This window comes from Bacteroides muris (ex Fokt et al. 2023) (assembly GCF_024704895.1).
GTDB classification, from domain to species: domain Bacteria; phylum Bacteroidota; class Bacteroidia; order Bacteroidales; family Bacteroidaceae; genus Bacteroides; species Bacteroides muris.
On record NZ_JAMZEE010000036.1, the window covers coordinates 30218 to 42349 of the forward strand.

Consider the following 12132-nt stretch of genomic DNA (forward strand, 5'->3'; position numbering starts at 1 on the left):
CCATCACCCAGCATGGCAATTCTCAATGCCTTGTACAGAGAGTTTTTTCCCATTGACAGACAGCTCTACCTTATCCAGATTGGAATACACTTTCACCGGATGTTCCACTGCTTCGCCGTCCGAAACCACAGTCCGATGCTTCCAGTCATCCACAGCAATGTGCAGCACCGGAATATCCTTACGCAAAAATGCCTGAAAATAATAAAACACATCTTTAGGCCGGCGATTATTGTACATCAGCCCTTTATTATTAATGTGTGGCGTAGCCTCCTGGCGATTGGCAGAACTGAAATCAATGAAGTTCCACTCCGTGGCGCCCACTATGAACGGTCGCTTCATGATAGCGGGCAGATAGTATTCGAGGTACAACTGCTGCCATTGCATGGAGAAATCGAATATCTGCGGCTCGAGCGACTGCAAGCGCGGGTCGGAACCGGCACCGAACTCACTGATTATTAACGGACGGTGCGGGTATTTACGATGCTCTTCGTCCACAAAGCGGTCGAAAGACTTGAAGTCGTTCTCATACCAGCCCTGATAAAGGTTCCAACCGGAAATGTCGGTGATATTGCTGAGACCGATTTTATTGTAAATCTGATTGCCGTGGTAGGCCATCGTACTCAGACGGTAGGGGTCTTCCCTCTTCAGAGTTTCCTCCAGATGCCGGGCAAGCGCCAAGGTATTCTCGTAGAAACCGTTGAGCCGTTGTTTCTTCACCCGATACTGCAGCTGGATAACAGCCTCGTTCATATACCCCCACATAATGACGGACGGATGGTTGTAATGCTGGCGAATCATTTCGCGCAAGGCGCTTGTGGCATTCGCGCGGAACTCGTCACCCAAAGCTATCAAACCTACTATCGGAATCTCCTCCCATACCAGCATGCCGAGTTCGTCGCAAGCACGCAACACGGCATCGTCCTGTGGGTAATGTGCCAGACGGACAAAGTTCACACCCATGTCTTTCAGCAACTGCATATCCCTGCGGTGCATCTCATCCGAAAGCGCTATGCCCATCGGCATCTGGTCCTGATGACGGCAAGCTCCCATAAGTTTCAGGGGTTCCCCATTCAACTTGAAGCCTTCCTGCGCATCCACGCTGAACCAGCGGACCCCCAAAGGGACACGTGTCTCATCTTTCAACACCTTGTCACGCACATCTTTCAAAGAAACTTTCACGCTGTACAGATAAGGGGAATCGGGCGACCACAACTGTGGCTTTTCCAACTGTAACCGTTCCTCGAAGGCGAACGCCCCGTCGGCATCTATCCGGACGCTGCGCAAAGATTGGGCTACGGTCTTCCCATCTGTATCCAGCACCTCGACGTCCAACTTCAACACCGCACGCCGCACATCACGGTTCACCAAAGTCCCACGCACACTGATTTCCGCCCTATCCTCACTCACGGAAGGCAAATCGACATAAATGCCCGTAGAGGCATAGTCGGTAAGGCTGATGTGCTGCTTTGCAGCACTGATGAGCCACACATTGCGGTAGATGCCGCCAAAGATGGTGAAGTCACCGGACAAAGGAGGTATCCGGTCGTTCTGATTATTGACGTGCACCATCAGCAGATTCGGGGCATCGGTCCTTACTTTATCCGTAATGTCTACGGTAAAGGCAGAGTAACCTCCTTTGTGGGTAGTGAGCAGCTCGCCGTTGAGGTACACATCTGCCAGAGAATTGACACCATCAAATTTCAGGTAAAGCTGTTTATCCCGCATCTGCGCGGCATCCGTACGGAACTCTTTCTTATACCAGGAAGAAGCCCTGCGGCAGTTACGGGTAGAATAGGCATCCGCATTCCAGGTATGCGGCAGATGTACCTGCTGCCAACCTTCTTCATGGCGTTGCACTTCCTGCAACCGATTGTCATCACATGCGGCATAATACCAGCCGTCATTAAAACTCTGAACCACCCGCCCGGCATTGACAACCGGGTACATGGTGGACAGACACAATATTAATAAAAATATTTTCTTCATGTTTTTCAATAGATCATATTATCTTACACAAGTCAAGCAAATACTGCAAGAATGCTGCATATAGTTTGCAGTGAAAATGCAGACAATATGCAGCAACAATGCCATCTCAACGCAGTGTCTCGAATACTGCATATTGCCGCCTCGGGAATCAGTTAGAGTAACGTGAACGTTGCTTTTTTTACGTCCCGGCTACTTCTGCCAATCATCACCTCAAAGTCACCCGGCTCGCATACAAAATCAAGATTGTAGTTGTAGAACTTCAGCAATTCGGGGGTAATCTTGAAAGATACTTTTTTAGATTCGCCGACTTTCAGGAAAATCTTTTCAAAGCCTTTCAACTCTTTCACCGGACGGGTTACACTTCCCACAAGGTCACGAATATAAAGTTGAACCACTTCTGCACCGTCTCTCTTGCCGGTATTGGTCACAGTCACGGTAGCAGTCAGTTCACCCTTATCCGTCATGCTAGTCTTGTCCAAAGCCACGTCGCTATAAGAGAATGTGGTATAGCTCAAGCCGAAACCGAAGGGATAAAGCGGTTCATTGTCTATGTCTATATAGTTGCTGCGGAATTTCTGGAACCATGCACCGTCGGCAAGAGGGCGGCCCGTATTCTTGTGGTTATAGAACAAAGGAATCTGTCCCACGCTCTTCGGGAAAGTCGTAGTCAGCTTTCCACTCGGATTCACATCACCAAACAGTACATCACCGATAGCAAAACCTGCCTCACTGCCCGCAAACCATACATTCAGAATGGCCGGCACGTTTGCCTGCTCCCAGTTCAGTACCAGCGGACGACCGGTAAACAGCACCAGTACCACAGGTTTTCCCGTTTTCAATAATTCCTGTAACAGTATGCGTTGGGTGTCCGTCATTTCAAGATTCGTGCGGCAACTGCTCTCTCCACTCATTTCCGAAGACTCACCGAGCGCAGCCACAATAACATCCGATTTGGCAGCCACGGCAAGAGCCTCGTCCAATAACTCCTTGTCCGAACGATTGTCACGGTGTAAAGAACGTCCGAACATAGTGGCACGTTTCTCATATTCGGCATCACTCATCAAATTACAGCCTTTCGCAGTCAGTATTTCGGCTTTGCCGCCTGCTACCGCCTTCAAGCCCTCTGCCAGTGAAGTGGCATTCTTCAATACGGCAGCCACACTCCAAGTACCCGGCATATTACTGCGGCTGTCTGCCAACGGACCTACCACAGCAATAGTGCCCTTCTTGGCCAGCGGAAGCACATTACCCTCGTTCTTCAGCAACACCAAGCTCTCCGAAGCAATCTTACGCGCAACGGCACGATACTCTTTGGTAAAGATTTGCTTCTTGGCACGCTTCACATCACAGTATTTATAAGGATTATCGAACAAGCCCAACTTGTACTTAGCTTCCAAAATACGGCGACAAGCCACATTAATTGCTTCTTCTGTCACTTTTCCTTCTGTCAATGACTTCTTGAGCGTACCAACAAATGCATCGCTCACCATATCCATATCTACACCAGCATTCAGCGCCAACGCGGCAACAGTCTGCGTATCGCCCATGCCATGGTCGGTCATTTCTGTAATTCCGGTATAATCTGTCACTACAAAACCGTCAAACCCCCACTGCTTACGCAATACATCCGTCATCAACCACTTGTTTCCAGTGGCAGGAATGCCATCGACCTCATTGAAAGAGGCCATCGCACTGCCCACACCGGCATCAACCGCCGCTTGATAGGGCAACATGTATTCATTGAACATGCGCTGATGACTCATATCTACTGTATTATAGTCACGTCCTGCCTCACCGGCACCATACAAGGCAAAATGCTTTACACAAGCCATAATCTCATCATTACGGTTCATATCCTTTCCCTGATAACCACGTACCATGGCCTGCGCAATGGCTGCTCCCAGAAACGGGTCTTCACCGTTGCCCTCGGACACACGCCCCCAACGGGCATCACGGCAAATATCCACCATCGGACTGAATGTCCAGCAAATACCGTCGGCACTGGACTCAATGGCCGCAATACGCGCCGATTCTTCAACCGCCTTCATATCCCATGTACACGACAATCCCAAAGGAATGGGAAACACCGTTTCATATCCATGAATAACATCCATACCGAATAAGAGAGGAATACCCAAACGACTTTCTTCAACCGCCTGCTTCTGTACATCGCGGATACGTTCCACACCTTTCAGATTGAAAAGCCCGCCCACTTCACCGGCACGAATACGTTTGGCCACATTACTACTTTTAGCCTGACCGGTCGTAATCTCACCGGTAACCGGCAGATTCAACTGACCTATTTTCTCTTCCAGGGTCATCTTCTTCATTAAATCGTCAATGAAACGATTCATATCGACCGGAGATTTCTGCGCATACGCACTAACGGCAGTAAACATCAACAAGACTAAAAATGATTGTAACTTGAAAAGTAAATGCTTCATGTCTTTCATGCTTTTAATTTATAGAAATATTATTTTGCTGCAAATAAAAGAAAAGCATGCGACAACCTCCACATCCCGCACTACAATAAAAGTACATCCATCACTAAAAAACAAAATAGGAAGTACAATATTAGTACCTCCCCCATTAATATTTTACTGTAAAACAGTTATTTAAAATTTATAAGAAAATCTGTCAGACTTTCTTCCGGAAGCAGATTGAATTTCTTGCGCAACCGGTATCTTGCAGCATCAACCCCACGCGTGGAAATGTTGAGCAACTTCGCTATCTCCTTTGTCGGCATATTCAAGCGGAGCAATGCGCAAAAGCGCAAATCTCCTGAAGTCAAATCAGTATATTGAAGTTTCAGATTACGGAAGAAATTCTCGTGTATACGGTCAAAATTAGCTTGAAACATTATCCAGTTCTCTTCATCAGACACTATATTATTGTTGACCAAAGCAAGAAGCTTATCCAAATTCTTACGGCTATGTTGTCCCGATAACTTTTGTTTCTGTATCTCCTCTTTCAAGGAAGTCAGGAACTCCTGATGAGCGATATTCATCATTACCACGCTGGACAATTCTTTGCTTTTAAAACGCAAATCGGCCTCAAGCTGCTCCTTTTCCAACTCGATAATCTTCTTCTCCTGCCGTTCAAGCTCTGCCTGATGGACTACACGCTGCTGCTCAATCACACGGTCCTTCTTTTTCTTCACAAAACGATAAACAATATATTGCAGCAAGGCCAGCAGGCACAACCCTATCAGAATATAGCCTCCCACAGCCCAATAAGACAAATACCACGGAGACAAAATCTCAAAAGGCAACTCTACTGATGCCAAAACCCTGTCGGTATCATATATCTCCGCCCGAAAAACATAACTTCCATAAGGAAGACGGGCATACATTTTCTGCAAACTGCGTCCACTGGGCACCCATTGTTCGGAATAGCCATCCAACTTATATCTTACCTTATAAGTATAATCACTATAAACCGGATAACACAAGGTAAAACTCACTGTATTAAATTCGGACTCCACCCGGACTCCCGGCTGCGCCACCAATGTTTTCCGCTCACCACTGAATTCATCAATAGCCCGCATTCCCGAAATCCATAAAGAACGTTTGACTCGGGATTTATACAACGAAGAACTATCCGTCTCAATACGGGCAATGGCATTGTTCAGGCAAAGATAGGAATGATTATTTCTCTTGTCATAAGCCACGCTTCCACGCTCTTCCACTGCCAGACCGTCAAACAAAGAATATGGAATCCGGAGTTCTATATCGAAAGTATTTATCGCACATTTCACCAAATACACCGTTCTGTCCCCTACAAACCAATAACGATCTCCACTTGCACGACTCACAGTCTTGATTTCCCTCAATTCCGCCAATTGTTCATTCATCGTTTCATAAGGAACAATCGAATCAGTCATATCTTCGTAAGTATAGAAATATTCCCCATTAGAAAAAACTACCCGGCCATTGATTTTGAACAAAGTGAAACTCCCACCTTTCACTTCTCCCAAACTCTCATACTTCCATACATCCTTTACCTGCTTCATATCCGAATCAATCCGAAAGCGATACAAACCATTCCTCAAATGTTTCGCCCAAATATTCCCTTGATAGTCCACTTCCATATGGCGAATCATGTGGCTGAACCCACGTAAGGACCGCGTGAAACCATACACTCCCGAAGCATTCTCCGTATATAAATTTAAAAGTGCATAAGTCCCCTCCAATAAAAAAGACTGTTCCTTCAATTCAATCTTTTCCATACACATCCCTCCCTTTGCGTCAGCCACCTGCTTTGACTTCAATCCCGATATAAGGAAAGTACCCTTGTTGTGTCCACAAAAAATCTGTTTTCCCCATTCATCGACGAACCACGCTTGTTCTTCCAAACCCGGAACCAATTCAGCCTTTCCATCCTTAAGCCAATAAAGTCCTTGATTAGAAGCAATATAAGCTTCATCTTCCCTTACCAGGACATCATATACCATGCCTATTTTACGAAATGGAGGTTCATAATAATAGATTAGAGAATTGTTGTGTATATAGGCAATACCTTCATCCAAAGCTGTCCATATATTGTTGTCATCATCACAATACAACTTCAAAACAGTATTGTTCTGTAGTTTATTGTCCGTATTGATCTTCCAAATCAGCTTCCCTCCTTTATCCAACGCATATATGCCATCGGATATTGTGCCAACAACGTAGCAACTGTCTTTGGTCATCACCGCACGATTAATGGTATGCTTCTTGAACACGCCGTCACATTCAGTCTCCCATTTTTCGACCCTCCCATCCCGATAGAGAAAACCTCCCTGATTACGGGTAAGCATTAAAACCGCATCATCATAAGGAAGCCCAGCCAGGACATCGCTATTCCCAAATGCCTTTCTGGGAATAAGTTCTTCCATTTTCCTGCCAGAAAAGACACAAAGTCCACCATTTATTCTTTGAGAATAAAAAGTATTTCCAACCTGAAATAAGTTCAGAGGAAGGCTCTTCATCCGAGTACCTTCCACCGAATTTCCATTATAAAAAAAGAGAGAACCAAACGATTGAAAAACAATTTCTCCTTGAACGCAAACAATGTTCCAGATTTCATCGTTATGAAAAGTAAAATCCTTCACCTCATCTTTTAGCGAATGATATTCAAGGGTATTATAAGGAGTACGGACAAAATAACCGAATTCTTCGTAAGAGCCTACATAAATTTTTCCATCTTTACTGATATATATAGCACGCACAATTCCTTTTGTCGGTAATTCATACAACCGCCAAGCACTTCCATCAAATTCCAGCAGTCCATTATTATTGCCAAAATACATCACCCCTCTTTCATCTTGTGCAATAGACCAATTCTGAATACCGGCATTATAATCCGACACCGAATAGCTCCTCACTATAGGAGAAAAAGGTATGGGTGAAGCTTGCAGCAAACTACTGAAAACCAAAAACAAGAGAAACGTTATTGCAATTCTCATGAGTACTGTTTATAGGTATTTACCAGCAAAGATAAAGCTTTTTGCGTTTTCGTAAAAACAAAATCGCGGATTATCCTCTTTTTCTGGAAGATAATCCGCGATAATATCCAAATCCAATTTATTAATTTTCAGCAGTTTTCTGTTTTCCCAAAGGAATAGAAACACCCAAGTAAGCATTAACATTCTTCGTATTCTTACCAAAGAACATATAGTCTGTTCCCGCAAAGAAAGGACCCAGTTTCAGTGCCAGACCGAAGGTTTTACCGGCTCCTTGAAGTACGGAATAGCTGGCAGCTACATTGAAAGCATTCGTCGGACGGATGCAGGCAGAGAAAGTCAGCTCATTCAAAGTTTTCGGTTTGGCAAAACGACCGGTATACAAGGCACCCACTACCAGCCAATCATTCAGTAAGGCATATTCAGCGCCAAGAACCATTGTAGAAGTCAATCCACGGGTACGGCTCTTCTCAGAAGCCTCCTCCGTCTTGAGCTGCAACATGTCATAGTTAAGAATCTCGCCGCTGTTCACAATATTCATGAATTCCTGCTGCGAGGCCGGATCAAGAAAATCATAAGTCTGCTCCGCATTGGCTCGCGCTATACTGGTATTCGATTTAGACCATTTGATAAAGCCCAAATCAAGAACTGAAGCAGAAAGTGTCAATTTATCCAGTAACTTGTAAGATACTCCCAAATCAACAGCCCCACCATATCCGGCAAAACCGAAACTGCCAAAATCGATTTCATCGATATAATCGCCATTCCCGTTCTCGGGAAGCTCCAACAGCTTTGACGAGTTCTCCAAAGTTGCATCCACTTGAATGGAAGCTTTACTCGTCACTCCTGAAGAGCCGACAGAAGGAGTTTCCACATGAATCTGGTTGATGTTCAGCTTTAAGTTACCGATACCCAGCAGCATCTTCACCTTACCGCCTACAGCCAGCCGGTCTGTTATGTTCCTTGCAAAGCCAAGGCCGACTTCCGCATAGGAATTTATCTCAAGCTTCTGTCCATTAATGGTTTCGTTAATACCCAAATAGTCAGAAATATTGTCACCAAACTCCCTGCTGCTCATGTTATTCATAAACTGGAACATGGTTTTCGGTATGGCGGCACCGATATCATTACGCAACCCCACATTGACTGACCAGAAGTTCTTTCCTTTATACCACCCGGCAGACAGGATGTCGGTACTCAAATTCACATTCAAGTTATTGGTAGCATCCAGTCGGTTCATAAAGTCATTGCTCATGAAATAGTCGCTATCATCACTATTCTCAATAATGTCCATAATATCCCTATACCCCAGAGAACCGGAGTTGACGGTAGCATTCAACGAACCTATCACGGGAATATTCAGATAACCACGTCCCGGCATCAAGGCCGGGTTGAGCTGCATACGCTGGTTACTTCCTTCCATAAAGTAGGAAGTGCGCAGAAACTGGGCTTGTCCGGAAAGAGAGAAGCAAAGCAACAATACCACAGACAGCCACACTTTCAGAGAATTCAATTGTTTCATAACCTTGTCAATATTTTCATTATCACCTGCAAAAATATAAAACAAGTTAACACCCAACAAACAACTTAACCGGATAGTCGTGTATAAAAAGCTGATACAGGGACTATCCGGTATAAATTAAGGAGCAAACAAAAGAATCCTCTTAAGAGCGTCCTTATACTATTTCATCATAAACATGCTCATTTGCCCTCGTAAGCAGTATTCAAAAAAAACGAGGCTGTCTCCTTATCTTTATTGCAAAGACATTGACGTCACTGCCGGAGCACTCAACATTTCCTTGTATTTTACCGGAGCAGTCAGTATTTTCACAGCCTCTTTCAAGTCATCATCATCTTTCAGCTGCTGGATAATGCTTCCACGCTGGAAATAATAACGCTTGATGATTTCTACCGCAATCATGCTCTTGATGTCCTTGGAGAAATGGTCAAGGTCACGGTCCAGATTATGCGACAGTTTCTTCTCCAGCGCTTCAAACTCTTTCGAGGCATCAGTCAGATAGCCCTCGAATTCGGCCATCTCCTTCAGGTTCCTCAGCATCTTCTCTGTCTGCTGGTCGTATTTGAAGTCCGCCTTTTTCACCATCGCCTTGAATTCCGCATAATCGGCATCTGTAATTTCAAACTTCTCTGCTGAAGGGATAGTAGGATGTTTCAGGCAATAGTCCGTAGCATAATTGAAAATAAGATTGTCATTGACAAGATAGAACAGAATGTTGGGCAGCTTCTCCTGCTTCACCACAATATCCGGAGTCACGCCTCCGCCATCACGCACTTCACGTCCGGCAGCCGTATGAAACACGGTAGTAAGGCTGTCCGGAATACGTCCCACACTGCCATCCTCATTCCGGTGCTTGTAGTCGATAGCCTGCACACAACGGCCGCTGGGAATATAATATTTGGAAGTAGTCAGCTTCATGGTACCACCGTATGGCAACGGACGGGTGGTCTGCACCAGTCCCTTACCGAATGTACGGTTACCAATAATGACAGCACGGTCGAGGTCTTGCAAGGAACCCGCAAGGATTTCTGACGAAGAAGCAGTTCCGCCATTGACCAGAACAGCCAAAGGAATTTCCAAATCCAGCGGTTCGCGCAATGTCTTGTAAGTGTTGCTGGCTTGCTTGATTTTGCCTTTTGTCGTCACAAGTGTTTTACCGCGAGGCAAAAAGAAGTTGGCAATCTCTATTGACTCATCCAACAAGCCGCCTCCATTATTCCGCAAGTCAATCACCAAAGAAGTAATGCCCCGCTTCTTCAAGTCCAGAAAAGCCTGCTTGAACTCTTTGGAAGGATTTCCCGAAAATGTACTAAGGTTGATATAGCCTATATTATTATCCAGTACCGTATAATAAGGTATGAACGGCAATTGGATGGAACGGCGCACAATGTCGAAATCCAACGGTTTCTCTGTACCGGGACGTTGCACTTTCAGCTTGAAGCTAGTGCCTACTTGTCCACGAAGCATCTCGCTGACCTCCTGGTTATTCTTTCCGGCAAGGTCTTTTCCGTCAATCTCCATCAAAATATCTCCAGCTTTCAGACCTACATCGGCAGCAGGCATATCCTCGTATGGCTCGGATATCATGGAACGTTTCAGTTTCGGGTTCCAGGTAATCACAGAGCCTATACCACCATAGGAATTCTTCAACATCTGTTCCAGTTCGCTTTGGTCATCTTCCGGATAATACTCCGTGTAGGGGTCGAGCGAGTAGAGCATGGCGTCAATGCCTTCACGGATAGTCTTGTTCGGATCAATCGTATCCACGTAAAACATATCCAACTCTTTCACAATAGAATTGAATATATCCAGATTCTTTGCTATTTGGAAACTGCGGCTATCACCACTCTTGAATCCCCAAAAACAAACGGCTCCCGCTGCAATCAGCAAAGCAACCATCCAGCGTATCTTTAAAATTCTTCTCATAATATGTCTATGTGATAATATGCTAATTAATTAATAAAATTTCTTCCTTGATTTTTTCCCATTGTACAGCCTGAAGCTCCGTACCCACTACCTGTATCACATCTTTGGAAAGAAGGGAGCCTATCTTGCCACATTTCTCCAGCGAGTAGCCACACGTCAGTCCATACAAGAAACCGGCAGCGAAATAGTCACCCGCTCCTGTGGTGTCCACCACTTTCTCTACCGGAGCTGCTTGTACCTGTACCATCTCTGTCCCTTTACGAATCAGAGAGCCACGGGCACCCACTTTTACAATGGCTATGCTACACATTTTGGCAATGATACCCACAGCTTCCTCCGGTTCTTTACCCGTAAAGGCCTTTGCCTCTTCCTCATTGGCAAAAACAATATCCACATATTTATTGACCAACAGAGAAAAAAATTCAAGGTCTCCTTCTACTATATTGTAGCTCGCCATGTCCAGACATACTTGTAAGCCGGCCTCCTTAGCCAGCTCAATGGCACGGAGAATCATATCATGGTCTTGCACCAGATACCCTTCTATAAACAAGCAAGCATATCCTTTGAACATATCCAGCGAAAGATCTTCTGCCTTCAATGTAGAAGCCGCCCCCAAATAAGTGCCGAAAGTACGTTCCCCATCAGGAGAAATGAAAGTAGAGGCTACACCGGACGGAAGAGTAGTGGAAAGCAATAAATCCGCCTCTGTCCCATGCTTCAGCAGGCTATCTCGGAAAAAGTTACCATAAAAGTCATTGCTCACTTTTCCGATAAATCCCGTACCTGCACCAAGGCATGCCATTGCCCGAATTGCGTTTCCGGCAGAACCTCCGTTAGCCAGGTGCGTCTTCATCCGGCTGAAATACTCACTAATTTTCAAGAACTTATCTTCATCAATCAGCGTCATGCTTCCTTTCGGAAGCTGCATCTCCGTCAAAATATTATCATCCTCAATGATTGCCAGCGCATCGACCAAAGCATTGCCCAACCCAATTATTTTATCCATCTTCGATATTTTTTTTGCAAAGATATTGCATATTTCAAAATATCCTATTACTTTTGCAGCGCATTTGAGAAAAAACAACATTCTTCCTTAGCTCAGTCGGTTAGAGCATCTGACTGTTAATCAGAGGGTCCTTGGTTCAAGTCCAAGAGGAAGAGCGAGAAAAGCTTGAATGTATATTCTTCCTTAGCTCAGTCGGTTAGAGCATCTGACTGTTAATCAGAGGGTCCTTGGTTCAAGTCCAAGAGGAAGAGC

At 45.1% G+C, this 12132-nt stretch carries 6 protein-coding genes and 2 tRNA genes; 2 read left to right on the plus strand and 6 right to left on the minus strand.

Features of this window, described 5'->3' with window-relative positions; translation table 11 throughout:
- Positions 1–3: 3 nt before the first annotated feature.
- The 6 genes from M1B78_RS13645 to M1B78_RS13670 all read right to left on the minus strand — a co-directional run bounded on the left by M1B78_RS13645 (position 4) and on the right by M1B78_RS13670 (position 11880).
- Positions 4–1986 carry a glycoside hydrolase family 2 protein gene (locus M1B78_RS13645; protein ID WP_257940955.1) on the minus strand — a complete coding sequence of 661 codons (1983 nt, stop codon included), beginning with the start codon at positions 1984–1986 and terminating at the stop codon, positions 4–6.
- A gap of 152 nt (positions 1987–2138) precedes the next feature.
- Positions 2139–4385, minus strand: a complete 2247-nt coding sequence (gene bglX / locus M1B78_RS13650) for a beta-glucosidase BglX (RefSeq protein WP_430732572.1) — start codon at positions 4383–4385, stop codon at positions 2139–2141.
- Positions 4386–4597: 212 nt separating this feature from the next.
- Entirely contained in the window at positions 4598–7432 is a 2835-nt protein-coding gene (locus M1B78_RS13655; RefSeq protein ID WP_257940957.1) for a hypothetical protein, read from the minus strand.
- 121 nt (positions 7433–7553) lie between these two features.
- Positions 7554–8951 carry a DUF5723 family protein gene (locus tag M1B78_RS13660; protein WP_257940958.1) on the minus strand — a complete coding sequence of 466 codons (1398 nt, stop codon included), beginning with the start codon at positions 8949–8951 and terminating at the stop codon, positions 7554–7556.
- A gap of 231 nt (positions 8952–9182) precedes the next feature.
- Complete coding sequence (locus tag M1B78_RS13665) at positions 9183–10874, minus strand: S41 family peptidase (RefSeq protein WP_176469088.1); 1692 nt, start codon at positions 10872–10874, stop codon at positions 9183–9185.
- Positions 10875–10896: 22 nt separating this feature from the next.
- A complete protein-coding gene (locus M1B78_RS13670; RefSeq protein ID WP_257940959.1) occupies positions 10897–11880 on the minus strand; it encodes an adenosine kinase in 984 nt (327 codons plus the stop codon).
- An 81-nt stretch (positions 11881–11961) separates the two neighbouring features.
- On the opposite strand from M1B78_RS13670, the gene M1B78_RS13675 reads away from it, so the two are divergent.
- Both M1B78_RS13675 and M1B78_RS13680 read left to right on the plus strand, forming a co-directional pair.
- Positions 11962–12035 (plus strand) — tRNA-Asn (locus M1B78_RS13675).
- Between the two features lie 22 nt (positions 12036–12057).
- Positions 12058–12131 (plus strand) — tRNA-Asn (locus tag M1B78_RS13680).
- Position 12132: the final 1 nt, after the last annotated feature.